The organism is Streptomyces nanshensis (genome assembly GCF_001751255.1).
Lineage (GTDB): Bacteria > Actinomycetota > Actinomycetes > Streptomycetales > Streptomycetaceae > Streptomyces > Streptomyces nanshensis_A.
Genome location: NZ_LJGW01000252.1, coordinates 1 through 20,536 on the forward strand (window position 1 = coordinate 1; position 20,536 = coordinate 20,536).

Annotated in this window: 15 protein-coding genes; 8 read left to right on the forward strand and 7 right to left on the reverse strand. The window is 70.0% G+C overall.

Going from position 1 to position 20,536, the window contains the following annotated elements; all coding sequences use genetic code 11:
• Positions 1–491: 491 nt before the first annotated feature.
• The 3 genes from AN218_RS34490 to AN218_RS14705 all read left to right on the forward strand — a co-directional run bounded on the left by AN218_RS34490 (position 492) and on the right by AN218_RS14705 (position 5,018).
• Positions 492–1,706, forward strand: coding sequence for a phosphoadenosine phosphosulfate reductase domain-containing protein (locus AN218_RS34490; RefSeq protein WP_244900459.1), 1,215 nt, complete (start codon positions 492–494; stop codon positions 1,704–1,706).
• A gap of 229 nt (positions 1,707–1,935) precedes the next feature.
• A complete protein-coding gene (locus AN218_RS14700) occupies positions 1,936–2,262 on the forward strand; it encodes a GNAT family N-acetyltransferase (RefSeq protein ID WP_070017339.1) in 327 nt (108 codons plus the stop codon).
• Positions 2,263–2,423: 161 nt separating this feature from the next.
• Positions 2,424–5,018 (forward strand): DEAD/DEAH box helicase, encoded by a 2,595-nt coding sequence (locus AN218_RS14705; RefSeq protein WP_070017340.1) that lies wholly within the window; start codon positions 2,424–2,426, stop codon positions 5,016–5,018.
• 1,015 nt (positions 5,019–6,033) lie between these two features.
• On the opposite strand, the gene AN218_RS14710 is transcribed toward AN218_RS14705, so the two are convergent.
• The 4 genes from AN218_RS14710 to AN218_RS37485 all read right to left on the reverse strand — a co-directional run bounded on the left by AN218_RS14710 (position 6,034) and on the right by AN218_RS37485 (position 11,266).
• Positions 6,034–7,326 carry a hypothetical protein gene (locus AN218_RS14710; RefSeq protein WP_107421448.1) on the reverse strand — a complete coding sequence of 431 codons (1,293 nt, stop codon included), beginning with the start codon at positions 7,324–7,326 and terminating at the stop codon, positions 6,034–6,036.
• Positions 7,327–7,848: 522 nt separating this feature from the next.
• Entirely contained in the window at positions 7,849–8,424 is a 576-nt protein-coding gene (locus AN218_RS14715) for a transcriptional regulator (RefSeq protein ID WP_070017342.1), read from the reverse strand.
• Positions 8,417–9,985, reverse strand: a complete 1,569-nt coding sequence (locus AN218_RS14720) for a helix-turn-helix transcriptional regulator (RefSeq protein ID WP_070017343.1) — start codon at positions 9,983–9,985, stop codon at positions 8,417–8,419. The genes AN218_RS14715 and AN218_RS14720 overlap by 8 nt, the downstream gene beginning before the upstream one ends.
• A 612-nt stretch (positions 9,986–10,597) precedes the next feature.
• A complete protein-coding gene (locus AN218_RS37485) occupies positions 10,598–11,266 on the reverse strand; it encodes a MarR family transcriptional regulator (protein WP_216311768.1) in 669 nt (222 codons plus the stop codon).
• An 80-nt stretch (positions 11,267–11,346) separates the two neighbouring features.
• Between AN218_RS37485 and AN218_RS14730 the strand changes: the two genes are divergently transcribed.
• The gene (locus AN218_RS14730; protein WP_079132184.1) at positions 11,347–11,967 is read left to right on the forward strand and encodes a hypothetical protein; all 621 of its coding nucleotides are present in this window, start codon (positions 11,347–11,349) and stop codon (positions 11,965–11,967) included.
• A 67-nt stretch (positions 11,968–12,034) separates the two neighbouring features.
• Here the strand turns inward: AN218_RS14730 and AN218_RS14735 are convergent, their stop codons facing one another.
• A complete protein-coding gene (locus AN218_RS14735) occupies positions 12,035–12,808 on the reverse strand; it encodes a hypothetical protein (protein WP_070017346.1) in 774 nt (257 codons plus the stop codon).
• A 723-nt stretch (positions 12,809–13,531) separates the two neighbouring features.
• Here AN218_RS14735 and AN218_RS14740 point away from each other — a divergent pair.
• The 3 genes from AN218_RS14740 (at position 13,532) to AN218_RS36090 (ending at position 16,015) form a co-directional block, all read left to right on the forward strand.
• Positions 13,532–14,233 carry a hypothetical protein gene (locus AN218_RS14740; RefSeq protein ID WP_141747583.1) on the forward strand — a complete coding sequence of 234 codons (702 nt, stop codon included), beginning with the start codon at positions 13,532–13,534 and terminating at the stop codon, positions 14,231–14,233.
• Positions 14,230–15,402: a S8 family peptidase gene (locus AN218_RS14745; protein ID WP_070017347.1), complete on the forward strand. Its 1,173-nt coding sequence runs from the start codon at positions 14,230–14,232 to the stop codon at positions 15,400–15,402. The genes AN218_RS14740 and AN218_RS14745 overlap by 4 nt, the downstream gene beginning before the upstream one ends.
• A gap of 229 nt (positions 15,403–15,631) precedes the next feature.
• Positions 15,632–16,015 (forward strand): hypothetical protein, encoded by a 384-nt coding sequence (locus AN218_RS36090; RefSeq protein ID WP_141747584.1) that lies wholly within the window; start codon positions 15,632–15,634, stop codon positions 16,013–16,015.
• A gap of 169 nt (positions 16,016–16,184) precedes the next feature.
• On the opposite strand, the gene AN218_RS38765 is transcribed toward AN218_RS36090, so the two are convergent.
• On the reverse strand, positions 16,185–19,175 hold the full coding sequence (locus tag AN218_RS38765) for an ATP-binding SpoIIE family protein phosphatase (RefSeq protein WP_070017349.1): 2,991 nt from the start codon (positions 19,173–19,175) through the stop codon (positions 16,185–16,187).
• A gap of 200 nt (positions 19,176–19,375) precedes the next feature.
• Between AN218_RS38765 and AN218_RS14760 the strand changes: the two genes are divergently transcribed.
• Entirely contained in the window at positions 19,376–19,732 is a 357-nt protein-coding gene (locus AN218_RS14760; protein WP_070017350.1) for a DUF6233 domain-containing protein, read from the forward strand.
• A gap of 97 nt (positions 19,733–19,829) precedes the next feature.
• On the opposite strand, the gene AN218_RS14765 is transcribed toward AN218_RS14760, so the two are convergent.
• Positions 19,830–20,357: an RDD family protein gene (locus AN218_RS14765; RefSeq protein ID WP_171908681.1), complete on the reverse strand. Its 528-nt coding sequence runs from the start codon at positions 20,355–20,357 to the stop codon at positions 19,830–19,832.
• Positions 20,358–20,536: the final 179 nt, after the last annotated feature.

The following is a 20,536-nucleotide window of genomic DNA, read 5'->3' on the forward strand; positions in this document are numbered from 1 at the left end:
GGGCGACGGTGGATGCCGGGCGCTCCGCGCCGGCATCCACAACTACAGGCCAGCAGCGGCGCGGGGGCTTCCCGGTCTCGAACGGGCAACTAGACGGGCTACACGGCGACTTGACGCCGTGTAGCAGTGAGCCGGTGGGAATCGAACCCACTCCTCCCCCCGTGGGGCATGCACGCCAAACACCGCAGCTCCAGAAGGGCGCTACCCTCCCTTACTCCTGACTGGTGATCAGCCAGCCCGGATCGACTAAGACAAGCATCCCATGTTGAGAAGGGGACTTCAAGAGGGTTCTACGACTCATGTACAGGGTGATGCATCACGGGTAGACTCTGGGGAGTTGGGTGAGCACCACCCACCGATGAATGCCTTGTCGGGTAGCGCCTTCAAGGCCCCACTGAAAACGATCGCCACCACTCACCGAGCGCAGTTCAGAGAGAGCGGCATTGGGCATCAGGATGCCGAACTGGGCGCGCTTTGAAGGAGCACCGACCGTGGACATTCGTTCATGCCTGGCCCTTCTCGATTTGGTCCGGCTTTCCGAACAGGCCGACCGATCATTCGCCACTGCGTGCCGCCGTCACGCGAAGGCGATCACCGCCCGCCGTGCCGCCGAGTCCGCGCTGGCTGACTCCGACTCAGAGGAGGGGAAGGTGCGCGCCGGTCTGGTCTCACGGCTTGAGGCGGCCCGACGGCGGCAGCGTGAGGACTCGCTCAAGGCGCAGCGTGCCTTCCTGGCGGCGCGGGCGGCCGGGAAGCGGCTGAGTCGTGCGTACGCCCCCTACGCGGCGGGGAGTGCTCCTGGTGCGAACCGTGCGGCCTTGTGCCGGGAGTTGTTCGCCGGCCGACTGCTGGAATTGATCGGCCAGGCGGACGTTCTGCCGGTGCAGTCCAGCGGGGGCAAGGACTCGTTGGCGATGCTGCACCGGGTGGTCACCTGGGCGCGAGCGGCCGGGTGTCTGCACAAGGTGGTGGTGGTTCACGCGGACTTGGGCGAGAGCTCGGAGTGGCCGGGGGTTCGCGAGCTGGTAGCGCGGCAGGCGGAGCGGTACGGCGTCCGGTTCATCGCGGTCGAGGCCGAGGGCGGTCTGTACCGGCTGGTGGAGAAGCGCGGCAAGTTCCCGGACTCCAAGAACCGACTGTGTACCTCGCAGTTGAAGCGGGACCGTCTCGCCCCCGTCATCACCCTCCTCGTCCAGGAACTGGGCCTGAGCAGGCAGGCCGTGGTGGTCAACTTCATGGGCATCCGGGCGGAGGAGTCCGCGGCGCGGCGCCGCAAGCCTGAGCTGGCGCTCGATACCCGGCTCGGGAACGGCAACCGGCTCGTCGTGACGGCGCATCCGATCCTGGACATGTCCGAGACCGAGGTCTGGCAGACCATCGCGCAGAACGGGCTGGAGTACCACCCCGCCTACGACGCCGGGCTGCCGCGCCTGAGCTGCATCCTGTGCGTGCTGGCGGGCCGGGAGTGGCTCATCCGGGCCGCCAGGCTGTGTCTCACGCTCGGACTCACCCACCCCCAGCGCTACGCCGACCTCGAAGCACGCATCGGCCACACCTTCCAGAAGAAGCTCTCAGTCGCGGAGATCTGGGCCGAAGCACAGCGGCGAGGGCCGCTGGAGGACTGGGAGCGCGGCGACGCGATCCGGCGGCATCTTGGGGAGGAGGCGGCAGCGCAGTACCTGCGGCGGCTCGAACTCGCCGCCTAACGGACGGGCAAGGGGGAGGCGCCGGGGCAGTAGGCGGTGGCCGGGCCGCGCCGAGGCGCTCGACGCGATGGAGGGGTAGCAGCCCTCCCCCGGCCACCAGCGCGGCATCCCGGGCCACTGAGGCGATCGCCACGCCACCCCGGGGCCGCCGCGGCGTCAGCGTACAGCCGCGTCCGTCGCGGGGCGGCCTCGCTCCCGCACAGACGGGATGGAGCGGAAGGGAACCAAGATGGGAACGGACGGTCACGCGGTCCTGACCAGCACCCCGGCAGCGGGGATGTGGGACGACGCTGCAGGCGAACGACGTATCGAGCTGCACGTGGGCAAACTCGCTGCCTGGGCCACGATCCTCGGCGGCGAGACCCTGTGGGTTACAGAGATCGCCGTCCATCCTCACCACCGTGGCGAGCATCTCGCATCGCGTCTGCTGCGCCAGATCCTCACCGACCACGGGCACGTGACCATCGGCCTGGCCGCGCGCCCGTTCATCCCGAAGCGGTGGGCTGAACTGGCCGATTCCCTCCCGCCGCTGGAGCAGCGGGATCTGACTGCGTGATACCGCCGCTACGGCTTCACACCCGACCCAGCCCCGGGCGACGAGGACCGCATGGTCCGCCCCGCCGCCGGACCCAGCACAGGCAGTGTGCCTTTGTAGGTCCATTCGCTTCGCAACCGAACTTCTTCGTTTCTCTCGGCCTTATGGAAAGGTGCAGGAAAATGGCCACTGTTCAGCTTCGGAGGAATCAGCAGGAAGCGCTGGATGCGGTCATTCCTGCCCTGGATATTCCTTCCACGGGTGAGATTCCTCCGGACGGGATTCGGGCGACGATCATTGCCGCTCCGGGGTCGGGGAAGACGCGTATCGCCGCCGAGGCCGCGCGGAGGCTGACGCCCGGCGGGCGTGTCCTCGTGCTGGTCCCGACCCTGGACTTGCTGACACGGACGGTCCAGGAGTGGCGGGCCGCCGGGTATCGCGGGCAGGCGGTCGCTGTGTGTTCCCTGAAGGGGGACAGTCTCCTGGGCAAGCTCGGCGTACGGGCCACAACCAGCGCTCCGCAGCTCGCGCTGTGGGCTGGGCGCGGGCAAGTCGTGATGTTCGCGACGTACGCCTCTCTCGCGGCGCAGAACGCCGTCGATGACCTCGTCCTGGAGGAAGGGGAACCTGCTCCCGGGGTGCTGGAGCGGGCCCTTCGCGGCGTCTACGGACAGCGGCTGGATCCGTTCGACCTCGCGGTGGTCGACGAGGCGCACCGGACTTCTGGAGATGCGGAGAAGGCCTGGGCGGCGATCCACGACAACGCGCGGCTACCGGCGGTGCGCAGGCTCTACATGACGGCCACAGCGCGCGTGTGGGAGGTCCCGTCGCCCTCCGGTGCTCCTGGGGGCTCGCAGGGCCTGGAGGGGGCCGTTGAGGGCCGTCTGGTGGCCTCGATGGACAACGAGGCCATCTATGGCCCGAAGGTGCACGAGTACGGGATGACGGAGGCTCAGGAGCGGGGGACGCTTGCGCGGTTCGTGGTCCACGTGCTGGAGATCCGCGACCCCGAACCGCCGGAAGACGCCGATCCGGAGGAGATGCGCGGCCGGCGGCTGGCGGTGCTCCAGCCCGCGCTGCTCAAGCACATGGACGAGACGGGTGTGCGGTCGCTGATGACGTTCCATCACCGCACCCTGGAGGCCATGGCGTTCGCGCGGGCGCTGCCGCAGACCGCCGCGGAGCTGCATGCGGTGGATCCGGTCGTGTATCCGAAGCGGGTCGGGGCGGAGTGGCTGAGCGGTCAGCATTCCGCGGATGAGCGGCGGGCCGTGCTGGACCGGTTCGCGGACGGTCTGGACGAGGACGGCTGGAAGACCGACGTGAGTTTCCTGGCGAGCTGCCGTGTCCTCGGTGAGGGCGTGGACATCCGCGGCGAGCGCGGGGTGGGAGGCGTCGTCTTCGCCGACACCCGTTCCTCGGCCGTGGACATCGTGCAGAACATCGGGCGGGCGCTGCGGCAGGAAGAGGGCGAGGGCAAGCTGGCGCGGATCGTCGTGCCTGTCTTCCTCGCGCCGGGTGAGGATCCGCAGAACATGATCGCCTCCTCCAGCTACCGGCCGCTGGTCGCGGTGCTCCAGGGGCTGCGCAGCTACGAGTCCGCGATCGTGGAGCACCTGGAGCTGCGCAGCCGGCCGACGGGGAGCGGTGTGCCGGAGGACGTGCTCGCGTCCGATCCGCAGCGCCACGACGACGAGACGAGCGATGAGGCGGACGGGAAGGCCGCAGGGGGCGGTGAGGGGTCGGGGTCGGCGGAGGCCGGTCTGCCGCCGCTGCTGAACTTCTCCAGCCCCAAGGACCCGGGGCTGATCGCGGCGTTCGTACGGACCCGCATCCTGCGGCCGGAGTCGGATGTGTGGCTGACCGGGTACAACGCCTTCCGGCAGTGGGTCGGCGAGCACGGGCACGCCCGGATGCCGCTGGACGCGACGATCGTGCTCGGCGAAGGCGAGGAGGCGCAGGAGTATCCCGTCGGCCAGTGGGGCAGTGAGCAGCGGCGTGCGCACCGGGATGGGACGCTACGGCCGTGGCGGTTCGAGCTGCTGGACGAGCTCGGGATGGTGTGGTCGGTGCCGGACGCGCGGTTCGAGCAGAAGGTGGCGTACTTCCGGCGCTACTACGAGCTGCACGGCACGTTGGCGGCGCCGAAGGACGCGGTCATCGAGGACTTTCCAGTCGGGCAGGCGCTGGCCAACCTCCGCAAGCCGCACGGGCTCGGCAAGGACGAGGCCCGGGCCGCGCAGCGCCGCGGCGAGCTCGCGGCGATCGACCGGGACTGGAACCCGCCGTGGCCGATCGCCTGGCAGCGGCACTGGGTGAAGCTGCGGCAGTGCCTGGATGGCGGCGCCACCCTGGCGGAGATCCACCCGGGTGTGCGGGTCGGCGGCGACGACGTCGGCGCGTGGCTGGCCGAACAAGTCGCGGCCTGGTGGACGTTGTCCGACGGGCAACGGGAGCGGATGGCCGAGCTCGGCGTCCAGGCACCGGCCGACGCCGAGCGGCGTACGGCCGAAGCGGTCGGCAGCACCATCGTGGTGTCGGCGGACGCTTCGTCGCAGGAGAGGAACCTCGCGGCGCTGCGGCAGTTCCACGGCCGTGAGGGGCACGGGAAGGTTCCCCGGAAGCACCGCGAGACCATCCTCGTCGACGACGGCACAGGCCACGCGGTGGAACAGCGGGTGGCGCTGGGCGTATGGCGCAGCAACATGCGCACCCGCCGCCACACACTCCCCGCCGAGTTGGAACAACACCTCGCTCAGCTCGGGCTGTTCACCTGACTTTTGGGGGCCAACCGAGCACCGGCGGCGTGCGGCCGGCACGCCGGAGCCCTGGGTGTCGCGCGGCGCGGCCTGACAGGGCAGAGCCACGGAAGCCCGTACGACAGGCCGCGCCGAGATTCAACAGCAAGCGGCGCCGCGGGCCGGGCACCCGCACGGCGGTGGGGTACGGGGCAGGCGCGCGGCGCTCAGCGTGGCCCGGGGGCGACCACGTACCGGCCAGCGAATGACGAACCTGCGGCCAGTAGCCGGGTCGTGGGCGCGCGCCCAGCTCGAGGAGACACCGACGCAGGCACGACCGGCGCTATGAAACGCGGCGAAAAGCGGGCCAGTCGCCGGACCAACGCGCCCCGGGAAACCGCGCGTTGCCAGCAAAGCGGCAGCAGCCCGCAACGCTCTGACGGCAGGGACTGCTGGACGCCTTCCGTCCGTACGCCGCTGGAGTCGGCCCTGCCACCTGAAGTCGAGTGAACGAGTCCACCGGAACGGACGCCACACGGGAGCGGAGCCCGGCGACGACGCCGAGCACGGCCAGCACGACTCGGCGAAGCGTCGCGTTGCCACCGAAACGGCAACGCGACAACGATCGGCGAGGCGCTGGTCGGCGACAGAGCATGCGAGCGCGAGCACCACAGGCGCCGACGACGGGCGCCCCGGACGACACCGGGCACGGACCGAAGCGCGGCGCGTCACTGCCGCACGTGGGGCGATCGCAGTACGAACACCACGGCGCCGCGGGCGCGAGGCCGGGTGGTTCAAGGATCGTCGCGAGAATTGGCTCTGAGTAGGCGTAACGCGGTGCGCGGTGACTATCGTTGAAGGCACACTCCAGCGGTTCTGTTCCTAGCTGTGGATGCACCCTGGTGGCGGTCGCACATCCTTGGCAGGGGATGACCGTCTTACGAGGCCGGTGTGGTCGGGTCATCTCCCGTTCTCTTGACGGGGCGACCACACCGGCTTTCGCTATGCGTACGGCTTTCCCGTTGGTCCCCGCGCGAGCGCGTGAGCGGGGCAGTCAGCACCCGTACAGCCGGAGCACTTCCCGTGACCCGTGGTCGAGCGCATGCAGCGGCTGAGTACCGCCGTTCTCCGCCGGGCCAAGGCGCAGCGTCCTCTCGCCGCTCAGGGGAATGATGATCAGGGCGCGGCCTTCGACCGTGGACTCCACGTTGGCGGTGCGGTACGGGCTGGCAGCCAGACATCCCTGGTCGAACTGCTGGTCGTAGCGCTGCCAGGGGTCAGCGAAGTAGTGGTCGGCGACGGGGCCCTGGAGCTGCCACACCGCTACGGCGGCGATGGCCGCCACGATGCCCGGCGCGGCCGCCGTCTTGCCGGGCAGCGACATCAGACGGGGGGCGGTCCGGTAGATCACGGCGACTACGGCCGCAGCGACCAGCGCCGTGGCCCATAGAAACACCGCGGCGTGGTCGAAGAGGGCGGCTTTGGACATCACCGTCAGCGGAATCCACACCAGCCCCACGCCGAGCGCGGCCAGGCCGATGAAGGTGATCCTCTGGAACGGGTTCAGTTTGCGCGGCCAGCCGGGCCCGGGCGGCAGGAGATCGGGCTCGCGCCCGATCCAGTACGCAGCGGCGCGCCTGCGGAGGGGCGGTCCGGGTGCCGACGCTGTCTCGGGATGCCCACGGCACTCGGTGAGGAGTTGGAGTACGGCGTCGCCGAAGTCGAGGATTCGCTCGTGTACGGCCAGCTCGTCGTGCTTGAGCTGATCGGCTTCCTGGAGGCGGTCAGGCTGGAGGCGTAGCCCGGTTCCCGGCGCGAAATTGCGATTGATCCAGTGGCCCGAGTCGTGGGTCCCTGGCAGCAGGCGTGCAGTTTTCCCGGCCATCTGGTCGGCGGGGTCGGGGATGAACTTCTCGTACATTCGCGGATGGTCGCGGCGGCCTCGCTTGCTGTCCTGCAAGGCCTTCAAGCGGGCAGCCACCTCGTCCAGCAATGCATCGGCGCCATTTGCCCGTAGTTGCGCCGAAAGCCTAGCTCCGGGGATGTGCGACCACACTCCGCCGAGCCGGTCTGCTTCCCATCGGTGCCACAGGCTTCGGGCCGGTCCTGGCCACACGCGCGCCGTGGGTAGGCGCCGTGGAGGGCGTGCGTCGCGGAGGTGCGCCCGCAGCAGCGCGGTTGCGCAGCGCAGGTAGTCGGTCTCGACGACGTGGGAGAGGGTGACCGCAGCGAGGCGGCTGTCACTTACCGTGCTGCTGTCGCGCAGCTCCTCGACGCGGGCTGCCGCGTCCCGAGCTGCTTGGCCCTGCATGCGCAGGGCTGCGATCGCCTGATCCCAGCGGCGCATACCCCCATCATCCCCTTCAACGTCGTAGGCGTTGGAGGCTACCCATCAGCACTGACACACCGCACCCCGTGCGCAGCGGCCCGGATATCCGGACGGGGAGGGCACCGAGCCCCCGGAGACGGGTTCGCGGAACGTCAGCCAGGACGACGGGCGGCATCACAGTGGCGAACAGACGCAGGGGGGTGTGAGCGCGCACGGCATTGCGAGCGCGGCCGCGTACGAGTCGCCCGACGTGGGCGGGCGGCGGATGGGACGGTCAGCCCGCAACCCGCAACCCGCAACCGCGGCCGACGCGCGGACGCCGGGGCATACGACAACAGCGCGACGGAGCGGAACTGACGGAGCCGTAGCGCCCGAGCGGCGGCTGCCAGCGTCGAGCGGGGCGCGGCCGTTGCCAAACGAAGTGGCAGCAGCCCCACGCGACGAAGCAGGTAGTTGTCACCGGTGCGGCGCGCTGCTTGTCACCGGCAGCGCGCGACGCATGGTGCGTGGTCTCCCGTACGGGCCGCCGAGGCGCATCGGCTATGCCGAGAAGGCGACGGCGGTGACGTATTCGTACATGCCCCATTGGCTGCCGAGGTCCTGGAGTTTGTTGTCCCATGCGTCGGCGAGGGCGGTGTCGTCCCCCGCGTGCCAGGCGTCGACGATGCGGTCCCAGTTGCGGATGGTCAGACGGCGGAAGGGCAGGGTGCGCTGGTGCCGGTTACGGACGGCGGACTGGTCGAGGGGGTGGATCTCCACGCGGGTGCCGCCATCGGCGTTGAGGCGCTGCCGGAGGTGGGCTGCGACGTTGTGGCGGCGGTAGGCGCGGTAGGCGGCGTCGATGCGTTCGCGGTTGGCGGGGCTCGGGGTCTGGGTGCGCTGCCGCCAGGCGCGCTGCGTGCGGGGGGTGACGGTGATGCCGGCGTCGCGCATGGCCTGGTATCCGGCGGCGGAGCGGGTGAGGTAGTTCAGGCGGGCGTTGAGGCCGCGGCGGGTGGTGACCGGTGAGGTGATGCCGCCTTCGAGGGCGAGCCGGTCCAGGACGCGGGCGGCAGCCTCGCTGCCCTTCACGCCGCGAGCACGGAGCAGGCCGAACTGGATCGTACGGTCAGGCATGAGCCGCCTCCGGGCCGGTGATGGTGTAGGTGTCCTTGATCTTCACCTGGGCGACGTCGCGGCCTTCGACGAAGGCGGGGCGGTCGTTGACGGTGGCGGCGCGCCAGTCGCCGATAACGTGGAGTTCGTCGGTGCCGAGCATGCCGACGACCGTCAGACCGGCCTGATGGGCCTTGTACGCCTTCCCCCACAGGTTCCCGAATGCCTGGGAGCGGAGAATGTGCACCCAGTCCTGCCGGTAGAGATGCCGGTTGTAGTTCGAGTGGCCCATGGTGGATACGAACTTCGAGTACATCGCCTTCACGTACGCTTCGGTGACCTCGTCGCCGTTCTCCAGTGCCGTCTTGCGTGCGGTGGCGAACCACTTCCGCAGGGTCTCCAGCAGGTTCTCGCTTTCCCCCGAGGTCCACGACTCGTGGATGAGTGGCTCCTCGGACAGGCCGTCGCGGGTGCAGCGGTGGAGGAGACGCAGGGTGGATTCGGTCACCCACAACTGGCCGGGTTCTTCGCGGTTGCCGAGCGGGTTGGGCAGGGCGTCGTGGTGCCAGTCGGGCGGGGTGATCAGGTGGACGCCGGATCGGCGCTTGTCGTAGGCGGGGCCGCCCTCGGCGGGGCCGAGGTGGTGTTCGAGGGTGCCGATGGGAAGGTGTGCCTTGAGGGCGGAGAGGTAGGCGCCGTTGATGTCCAGCGCGGTGACCTTCGACTCGCCGTGAGGTAGCACGTGTTCGGGGGCGCTCCACTTCGGGCGGGCTTCCCAGATGTCGTTGCCCTCACGGCCCGGCTTCTTGGTGAAGATGTCCGGCAGGACGGCGGCATGGTAGGTGAAGTCGTATCGGCCCCCGTCCCGGCTGGTCTCCAGCAGGTGCATGGCGTCGGGGATCGCTTCGTACTCCAGTTCTGCAATGGCGGCCTCGGCGTCTCCGCCGTGTGCGGTGAGGACCTCGCGGACGCGGTCGTTGATGTACCGCTCCCCCGGGCTGGGCTCGCTCTGCTTCACCCGGCGTGAGCCCACGGTGCGCCGCGTCGGAGCGGTCCGTCGCGCACGCGCCGGCCGCTCCTGCGACGACGGGGCGGGCCCGGCGTCCTCGCCCGGAGTTGCGTCAGCCGGGGCTGATCCGGGCGAGGCCACTGCCGTCGCGGCGGCAGGCGACACGGTCACGGGCCCTGCAGGGTTGCATTCGGCGGGATCGAGATGCTGGGGGTAGCCCTCGACTTCGTCCGTTGCCAACTCCCCGCACAGAACGCACGGGCGGGCCGTACGAGCGGCTTCGCGGGCCTTGAGCCGTTCCTTGATACCGGTCAGCAGATGCACGTACAGGGCTCGTTCGGGGCTTCCGGGGTCCGGATCCCACTTTCCCCCCTCCTTGCCCTTCTCCCATGCACTGATCGTCGGCCGGGTGCGGCCGACCTTCTCCGCGACCTGGTCCTGCGAGAGATTCCAGGCTTTGCGAAGACGTCGGCGCTCGGACGCGGGTGGTAGTCCGTCCAGGTTGTGGTCGACCGGTCCGGTCTCATCAAGCAGAGCGTCGATGCCGGCGAATGCGCTCCCCTGATCTTCCATACCACTCCCCTTTGCGGTTACGTATGACACACATTCTACTTTACATCTACTGGCTGCCGGTGCGGTACGGTTCCTTCCCCGGTCCCGCCGTACGACGTCCGGCGCAGTGGACATAGACGTCAAACGGCCAGTCATCGCGAACAGCGCCGTGCACGCGGAGAGTTGCCCTTCTGGCGTGAAGTGCCTCGCACGCCAGACCTCCGCCGTGGGGCACGGGAGAGGTGGTGCGACGCATACGGACGGCCGGGCAAGAGGCGGATCCGGCGGCGCGCAGCGTCTCTGCTGTCGCTCGTACGCGCACGCCTCACCTGGCGACGGGCGTCACGATCAGCATCGACGTTCCCGTGCCTGTCCGTTCAGTGCGTCGTTGTACGCGGAGACGCGACCATCTGACGCCCAACCGCGCGCGCGACCGCGTCCCTCCACCGCACCACCGACGAGGACGACCGCATCCGCAGGGCCGCCTCGGGGCTCCTGGCTGTGCTCGCGCACTGGTAGTCGTCATCAAAGTGACATTGGGGTTCGTCCCTGATGTCAGTGCCGCTCGTCACCAAGCAGTCAGCGCAGAATTGAGCGCTCGCCGTCCCTCGACCCCCGTGGGTCAAGAATGAACTAGCCCGCGTGCGGGGCGAATACCGTCCACTTCCGGATCTCCATGCCCTGGAGGGCGATGGCCCGCACCAACTGCTCGTACAGCTCTGCGTGCGCCGGGTCGGCGGCAGCCTGAGCGAAGACATCGCGGGTGAGGCTTCGCCTCACCGTCTCCAGCGTGGTGAGTGCCTCCATGAGCACCGCCAGTTCCTCGGGTACGTCGTCATCGTTCCGGACTGCCTCCAGGGCGCGGTCCGCGGGCGTGGAGCGGCGCGGAGCGAGGTAGCCGATCGGGAAGTGCATGCCGCCGCGCGCCCTGGACGGGGACTGCGCTGGTGCGTCCGGCGTTTCAAGTACCTGCTGCTGGCGACGCGAGCTCCACGCGGACAGCGCCGCCTCGGCCCGTTCACGCCCCGCCGGCGACAGGATGCACAACACCCGGGCCGGCCGGGACGGATGCGGCCCTTCCTCGTCGCGAAGTGTGAGCCAGCCCAGTCCCGTGAGCCGGGCAAGGATCTGCGACACCGTGCTCTTCCCGAGATCAGCCAACTCTCCAATCCTCGCTCCCCACAACGGGTCATCCGCCGGCGCCGCCAGCAACAAGCGCAGCACTTCAACTGTCGGCCGGGTCATACGGAGAGCGGGAGTCGTCACGCCACCAACCACAGCAGCCAGATCACCATAGGTCAAGAATGAACTACAGCTCCAACAGGCCCTCGGGCCCAACTGCTTCACTGACACCCCGATGACGAATCACCACCGACACTCTCGTGCAGACCACCACGCACATCGGCGCCGAGCACCAGGCTCTGACGGCAGAAGAGCGGGACACCACCGCCAAGGAGCGCCAGGGAACCGTACGGCGCATGGCGGAATCCCTCGTCGACGCCAGCCGTCTCGTGATCAACGCTATGACCATGGTCGCCACGACCATGGGCTTGCGAGACCTCGGCATCGACGCGCAGATGGCGAAGGACGCCGACGGCCGGGACTACAGCGTCCTGCCGGCAGCCGGAGATCCCATCGAGGTGCTCCATGACGCCATCTACTGCCTTCAGATCGCCAGTTCGCACCTGGGCAAGGCGTACGTCCCTACGCGGAAGTACCCGAGCCTGGCAACCGCCCGCCGGCCGGAGCACATGAAGATGGTCCTCGCCGGCCTGCGCGACGCCCTCACCAGTCTGCGTGACGAACTGCTCGCCCTGGACCTGGAGAACAGCGCCGACACCGACCCGTGTATCGCCTCCCTTGCCGAGCTGGAGGCCCGGACATGCCGGGCCGTTCCCGCTCCGGCTGACGGCCCGACCAGAGAAGATGTCGTCGCGGCGATCCTCTCCCGCCCCGACATCGCGCGCGCTGCTGCTGGCGCGTTGCAACGAGCACGGTGCTGACGCTCTCCACGGAGACTGCGCGGGGCGCGCGGCTTGGCTGACGTCGGAAGGACAGAACCGTGTTCTGTCACCCGGACCGGGGCACTGCGGGGTTGGCCGTCTCGTCAGCGCCCTTGTCCCAGGAGTCGCCCATGATCCCGTCGTGGCTGGTGTGCAGCGCCAGGAGCGCGGCAAGCATTTGTGGGTTCCAGTCCGGCGCGTGCACCGCGGTCAGGTGGAAATGATTCTGCATGCCGCTCCCGTAGTCCAGGACGCGGGTGCCGCCGTGGCGGTAGCCGATCCGTCGGGGCGCGCGGAAGATGTCGCCGTCACTGAACAGCATGGCGGGGGCGAGTACGCACTGCACGGGGAAGATCAGCCACCACACGGCCCACCAGGCCAGGCGGCCCTTGTATCCGACCGCGGCGGCGCGGCCCTCTTGCTGTGCGGTCCACCGCGTGCGGAGGTGGCCGTGGGTGAAGCTCCGCTCCCGGGTGACGCTGCCGACGAACCGGTCGCTCCCGTCGTACACCTCGTAGCGCGACGGGGCCTTCTCGTCGTCCGGGGCGGTGACGACCCGGGCCCACGTCTTCAAGCGGTGCGGATCGGTCCACATCGTGAACGAGCGCACGCCCCTTTTGCGCGCCGCCGTGTACTCGCGAGCCCCGCCGGGCGGCAGTTCACGGTCGAGGTAGACCCGGGCGCCCGTGCTTTCCCAGGGGCCGCCGACGATCTCATACCGGGCCCGGGGTTGGGCTCCGGATTCGGTCTGGGTGCGCGCGCTCGCGTTCTTCGTCTTCTTCGTGCGGGGCTTGTCGTCGGCGGGATCAGCGGCGCGCCGCAGCGCAATGGTCATCTCCATGGTCGTGACTCTCCCTCCCTCTGTGCCGGTCCAGGTGCGGCAAGGTACAGCGACAAGTCGAGCAAGGCGTTCTCCGGGAGTCCGGCTCTCGGAGAGGGCGTCACCCGGTGACGCTGGAGGCGGTGGCGTGTTCCTCTGGCGGGGTGAGGCGGCCCGGTGGGCGGAAGACAGCCGTACGGGGAAGCCTCGTGAGCGCAGGGGTTGAGGTGTACGAGCGACCGAGAATCTCCCCGGCGAGGCGCGCCGACCTCCGCTACGTGCGTCTCCCGGCACCAGGGGCCGGATTCTCGTCTCGCAGACCCCTTGTGCGGGGCTTGCTCGTCATGCGGTGACGCTCACCCCGTCCTGGTCTTCCCCCGGTGAGCACCCAGGGCGCTTCGGGGTGGCGCATGGCGCCGTTCCTGGGAGTCGTGCACCCAGCATCGGGGCCGCGCCCACGCGCCGGGCGGGCGGTTGCCTGTCGCTTCCCTCGCCCAGGCCGGGTGGCGGCCGCTCTGCTCAAGCCCGGTTGTACCGGGCGTGCTGTGCAGCGGCCCGAACGCCCTCTGTCCGCTCTCAGACCCACTGCCGGGAGAAGTCATGTCCTACGAGCCCCACCCCGTTCCGCCCCCGCCACCGGCCGGGCCCCCGCCCGGCCCTCCCCCTCCGACGCCGACAGCGCAGGGGCATACAGCGCCGCCCTCCGGCGGGGGCGGAACGGGCCGCCGGCTGCTGTGCGTGGCGTTGAGCGTCGTGGGGGTACTGGTGCTGGTCGCCGGCGGCGGCACCGTCATCAACACCGTGATGAACAAGACGCAGCAGGTCTCCAACAGCGAGGCGTTCGGGCCGTCAATGTGGCGGAACGTCCCGGCCGACAAGGTCTTCCCCAAGACCTTGTCGACGAAGCTGAAACCGACGGACACCGCCGACAATCCCCGTCACGGCAGTTGGCGCCGGCTGGGCATCGCACGCCCGGCCACGTGCCGGGACGGGCTCGGGGGGCGCCTCGCCACGGAAGCGGCGAAGCGCGGCTGCCGGAACGTGCTCCGGGCGACGTATGTCGACCCCACGGGCCAGACCGTGAGCACCGTGGCGGTGATCGTCATCTCTCCCTCCGACAATGCAGAGGCCGAACTGGGGCGGTTCCTCAACACGGACAAGCGCGGGGACGGGGTCCACGCCTACGCCGTGCCCGGTACGCCCGCCGCCGAGTGGAGCGATGAGCGCCGCATCGGGGGCGGTGGCCGACAGGCAACGGGCCTGAACCTGCCGTACGGGCTCGCCGCGGTCGCCGGCAACGTCGACGGGCGTATGGCCGGTCACCTGCCCGAGGAGTGGGACATCGGTGATCCGTCGCAGCCGCGGCCCTGGCAAGGCGCCGCGAAGGACCTGGCGTCGTCCCTCGACCTGTACCTGAGCGATCTGATCAACAAGGAGTCGAAATGACCGGCCGTCGTCTCTCCACCGTCGCGGCCGCCGCCGGGCTCAGCGCACTGCTGTGCGCGGGCGCTGCGGCACCCGCGTACGCGAAATCTCCGTCCCCCACGTGGGAGTCCCGGGCGCTGAAGCTGAAGGACGCGCACAAGAAGGCTCAGGGCGAGGGCGTCAAGGTGGCGCTGATCGACTCCGGTGTCGCCGACCACCCGGCGCTCGACGGCAAGGTGACCACCGGTCCGAACCTGCTGCAGGACGGCGTGCACAAGGGGGACGCGAAATTCGGGGTGCACGGCACCGCGATGGCCTCGAACATTCTCCAAGCGGCGCCGAAAGCTCACATTCTTTCGATTCGCGTGATCGACGACGACCCGTCCAACGACAGCGACCTCCGCAATGCCACGGACAATCCGATGGCACGCGCCATCCAATACGCCGTCGACCAGGACGTGGACGTGATTTCGCTCTCGATCGGCGGGGACACGATGGGTGACACATTCGATGAGAAGGACACGGCGGCCCTCGCTGTCGCCTCCGGCGCGAACGTCCCGGTCGTGGCGGCCTCCGGCAACGAGGCGGATGAGCTGAATGACACGTCCTATCCCGCCGCCTATCCCAGCGCACTGGCGGTCGCGGCCTTCAAAAAGGGCGGCGCCCACGCCGACTTCTCCAACGTGCACACCTACAACGCCATATCGGCGCCCGGTGTCGGCATCACCAGCGCCAGCAACACCGGCGGCTGGGAGAAAATCCAAGGCACGTCACCGGCAACGGCCCTGACGTCCGGAGTGGTCGCCTGCATGCTGTCGGCGGCGCCGGAACACCGGCTCTCCCCGGGGCAGGTGCGCACCATCCTCACCCGCACCGCTCACCACCCGCCGGGCGGCTTCAACCCCGTCTTCGGGTACGGGCGGATCGACGCCGCGGCGGCCGTACGGGCGGCCGCGCAACCACCGCGGGAGGAGACGAAGTCGCGGGCGCACAAGGGCGCGGCGCACCTGGCCAAGCCCGACGGCATCGAGCCGACGCAGCACCCTGCGTGGGACGTCGCGACGCTGACGGTCGGCCTCTTGGCCTCCGCGGCCGGCGGCGGGATGGTGGCCGGCGCCGTCCTCATCGCCCGCCGGGCACGCCGTACGGACGGTCCCGCCACCGGTGCCTCTCCGGGGCAGCCGTTCTGACCGACTGACACAGGGCGGCGCGCCGGGGCAGCTCGGCGCGCAGCCGGTCGGGACCCCGGAATCCCCCTGCCCTGTCCCGTCTGGTGACCGCATGGGGACGTGGTTCGTCACCTGGCGAACCGAACCGGCTCCGCCACGCGGCTTCTTCGGCGCACCGGAAGCTGCGGCCCGCAGCCTTCTCCCGATTCTCCGGAACGACCGGAGGACCTGAGAGAAGGGGCTCGATGCGATGAAACTCCTCACGCGGCGCCTGGCTTCGGCAGGAGCTGTCTCGGTTCTGGCGCTCGGCGGTTGTCTGACCGCCGCACCTTCCGCCGCCGCCGACGGGCATTCCCCGGCCACGCAGCAGACCGTGCAGGACCAGGGCCCCAGGCCTATGAAGATGCATCGGCTCAAGGACGGCTGCTTCAGCGCTTCCTACAACGACGACATCTATGCCTCGGTGACGCTCTACTTCCACAACCGCTGCGCGAAGGCGCACAAGCTGCGCATCAGGCCGCTGAGCAACGCGGCCGACACCAAGACCGTGACCATCTCGGGTCACGCCAAGGGCAGCACGCGGTACTGGAACTGGGCAAGCGGCTTCGACATCGACGACATGGGCCGCGCCTGACCATCATCAGCGAACTGGAAGATCTGCGACGAAGGGCTGCCCGGAGCCAACGGCAGCAGGGTTCCGGGCAGCCCCTCTCTCCGGTCCTTCGTCACATTCGCCGCAGGCCCCCGGTCGGGCAGTGCACGTGGCCGCGACACATCCGCCGCGGGGCGGCATGGCATCGAGGTCACTCCTCCTCTGAGACTCCGAGGCTGCGCTCCAGCTCGTCCAGGTCGACGGCGCCACCGTCGTCGACGCCGATCGCGGGACCGCGCGGCACACCGTCGGGATGGAACTCGACCCAGATCCATTTGCCGTCGTGGGTCTGGTGCGTGCCCCAGGCCGCCGCGGTCTTTCCGATCATCAGCAGCCCCCGGCCGTTCTCGTCCATCAACTGGAGCGGCTGCATGTGTGGGGATGAGCGGCTGCCGTCATGGACCTGGATGACCACGACGGGGTTCAGGTAGAGCATCCGCACCCAGAGGGGTCCCGCGTGCGCGTGCCGTACGACGTTGCCGAGCAGCTCACTCACTGCCAACTGGACGCTCCACTCCATCTCCTCGGCTGCGTGCCACCTGCGCATCTGCTCCACTGCGAGATCGCGTCCCCGGCTGGCCGATGCCGCGTCGAGGGGGAGATCCCAGCGCACAATGTGGTCGTCCGGCACCCGGTCGAGGCGTGCGAGGAGCAGCGCCGCGTCCCGTTGCCGGCCGTCGAGGTCTGCCGCGACCTCGTCGGCGAGAGTCTCCAAGCCCGAACCCGGGTCGGGCCTGCTCTCCGCGGCGGCGCGCTCCAGCCTCCGGGCCATCGCCTCGTCCAGGTGCCGGGCGTTGCTGCCGTCCGCGGCCAGGCCCGCCGTGCTCACGGTCATCAGCGTGCCCGCCGGGACCTGCTGTTCGGACACCTCGTACGGCAGGGTCCGTCCGCCCAGCGGCGGGCCGATCGGCAGATCGCAGACCCGGCTTCCGCCGCCGGGAGCGGTGAGCGCGGGCGGCGGGTGGCCGGCGCTCGCCATCTCGAGGTGGCCGGTGGTGGCGTCGTACGCCGCGACCAGCAGCATCACCCCGGCGTCGTCGGCCTGGCGCGCCACGGACTCGTTGACCAGCACCATCAACTCGCGCAGCGGATGGTCCTCCCTGGCCAGGGTGGCCACGGCGGTGCGTACCCTGCTCATCGTCACGGCCGTACGCAGCCCGCCGGGACCGGTGATCGCGCCGCTGATCAACGCGACACGGCCCCCGGGCAGCGGGATCGCGTCGTACCAGGCACTGGGCTCATCCGCCTGACCGGGCCGGTGGCGGGCCGCCGTCGCCACGGCGGGCACGTCCGGCAGGATCGTGGGCTGGAGACTGCGCCGCAGTTCCTGTGCCCGTGCGTGTTCGCGGTCGTACGCCCAGGCGCGGGCCAGAGCCTGCGCCAGCAGGCCGGAGACCGTCACCAGCAGGGTCCGCTCCTCCGGGCCCGGGTCTCGCTCGCGGCTCCAACTGACCGCCAGGTGACCGACCCGCTCCCGCCCCGCAGAACCGCCCCCCACATCCAGGGGCAGCAACGCCCAGGCCTGATGGCCGCTCTGTTGTACGAGGCGGGCCAGATGCGGCCACAGGTCACCGATCTCGGCGCTGGTCACGAACCGCGGCGTCTCGTCGTCCAGCAGCGTCCGCGGCTGCAGCGCGGGGTCGTCCCGGTCCAGCAGCGCGCGGCCCCAGCCGGCCGGGTAGCCGACTTCGCCGAGCAGGGTTCGCTCGTCGCGCTCGCGGCCGGAGACCCGGCAGATGAGGAGGCCGTCCGCGTCCACGAGCGGCAGGGCATGCCGGGTGACCACGTCCAGCACGTCGGCCGCGTGGAGGGCCGCCGCCATCTCGCTCCGCAGCCGCTCCACCTGCCGCGCCCGCCCGACTGCCGTACGCTCCGCCCGCCGGTGCGCGGTCACATCGACCATCTGCATCACCACGTGCTCCCCGGCGCTGAAAGCCCGGACGGTGTAGGCCGCGGCCATCTGCCCCTGCGGGTCCTCCACCTCCACCTCGTGCTGAACGGCTGCACCGCCGGCGGTCCGCGCGAACCGCAGCATGTTCGGCAGTCCCTGCTCCTCCAGCCGCGGGTCGGCCAGCCAGGGGATCTCGCCCACCACCCCGAATCCTCGTACGGCCGTCAGATGCCGCGCAGCGCGGTTATTCCACACGACCCTGTCGTCCGGACCCAGTGCGCACATGGGGTCCGGGTGCCGCTCCTGCTGAAGCGCCAAGAACTGGAGCCGGTTCTGCTGCCCCGTGACGTCCGCCGCGGTACCGAAGGCTCGTACGACCTCGCCGTGCTCGTCACGCCAGATCCAGGCCAGCGTCTGCACCCAGCCGATCCGCTCCTGTGCGTCCCGGACGCGGTAGACGATCGCGGACACGTGCCCCGCGGCCGCGTCATCCTCGGCCAGGGCCCGCCGCATCTCGCGGTCGACCTCTGAGCGATCATCCTCGTGGATGTGGGACAGCCAGGTCTCCAGCCGCTGATCCCATACCGGGGGTGCCACGCCGGTGTGGCCCAGCGCGCGCGCACTCGCCGCGTCCATCTGCACCTTGCCGGTGCGCAGGTCCCAGTCCCACGTGCCCATCGGCGTCTCGATGCGGGTGTTGTCGGTCAGCGGCCGTTGCGTTCCGCTGCCCTCCTGCCACCACGGAGGACCGCTCAGACGAGGCATCTCAGTGCCCGGCAGCCCCCACGCCGCCGCTTCCGCCAGACGCTCCACGCCGGCACGCTCCTCGCCGGAGGTCTCGGCCGCGGTGAGGACCGAGAGGGTGCCGACGAGCACACCGTCGACGCGCAGCGGCGCCGACAGCACCCCCAGCTCCTCCCAGTCCGCGGTGCCGGTGCTGTCGATATCCTCGACGTCCGCCGGTGTGGGCCACGTCGGCGCCCACACCGCATAGCCCTCCCGTGCGGCCTGGACGGGAGCCGTCTCCTCCCGGTCGGTCAGCCGCTCCCACCTCCGGCATACCGCCGCCGGCAGACCACTGGCCGCTTCCAGCCGCAGCGCCTGCTCCTCCGGCTCACGCAGGTGCGCGAATCCGCCCAGGCCGGCGACGGAGGCCATCGCCTGCTGGACCGCCAGTCGGAGATACTCGGCTTCGCCGAGCCCTTCTACTCCGGAGAGCACCCGCAGGCGCAAGTCATCCGCCCCGCCCATGTGTCACCTCCGACCCAGCACACGAACCTCACCTCCTCATATCACCACGTACAGCATCTATCGGGCTTCCCGTGCCGCGTGCGGCCCCGGCGATACGGCGCCTCGTGGGCGGGGTGTGAGGGTTCAGCGCGGCGGTGTCCTTCGTCGCGTCCGTCCCACGGCATGTGTACCGGCGCACGAACACTCGTAGACTCGCACACATGTCCGAATTTCCGTTGCCGCTGCCTCCTGACCTGGAGCGCCTCCAGGTGATCCGGGCCTACCTCGGCGATCTGCAAGCACAGCAGGGCACGATCATGCTGTTCCTCGATCTCCTCGCGGCCACCGTCGACGGCGCCATCGCCGCGGCGACGCCGTCCGGACCTCCGGAGGGGTATCGCATCCAGAAAATGCGGCTCCCGGAAGGGCGCGCAACGCTGCACAGAAGCGATTGCTGGATCAACGGCGGTGTGACGATCTCCCGTGCCGACGCGTTGCTGGCGCTGAGCGATGACGTTACGCGGGGTGAGCTGACGATGTGCCAAGCGTGCCGGCCGGAAGAGATGCTGGAGCCCTAGTCGCGGTGTCGCTTCTCAGTGAGAGCAAGGTGCGGGGTGCCGCCGACGAGGGTCGGCGGCACCCATCGGTCGGGTGGGCGGTTCGGGTACGTCCCGGTTACGTCTTGGCGACGACGAGGGTGTTGCACACCTTGTCGTGCAGGCACTGCCGGCGCTCGTCCCAGCAGCACCAGCAGATGTTGAGGATCCCGGCGAAAGGAATCAGGCCGATGAGGACCGGGGCGAACGCGCGGCCGATCGCGCGGCCGACGGAGAGCGGGGAGCCGTCCTCCAGGCGGACGACGCGCAGACCGCAGGTCAACTTGCCGACGGTGCCTCCGTATCGCCACATCGTATACGGCTCGTAGCCGAGGAGAGCGACGGCGAGGATTGTGTAGCCGAGCACCGAGATGACGGTGCCGACGGTGCTGCCCGGTCCGCAGGCGGCGGCCAGGAACGCAGTGATCAAGGCGATCACGACGGCGCCGGCGATGACGATGACGCCGTCGATCAGGCGTGCTCCCAGGCGTGCCCCCTGGGAGGCGAGCGGCCCGGTGGCCCCCAGTTGGGGAGGGGCGGTGTACGCGGCGGGCGTGTGCGGGATTCCGGCTGCAGCCGGGCCGTGGGGCATGGGTGGTTGCGTCATGCCCGGCAGCATGGAGAGCGCGGGGCTCGGCGTGGCGGCGAGCGGACCGCGGGAGCGGTACTTCCGTTCACCCGGTGACCACTTCGTGCTCGCGGCCGTCACCCCGTGACGCCCTTCCCGGGTGTACGGCCGTAGTCGAGGCCCCTCACGCCCACCGAACTGCCGTCTCGGGCGACTTG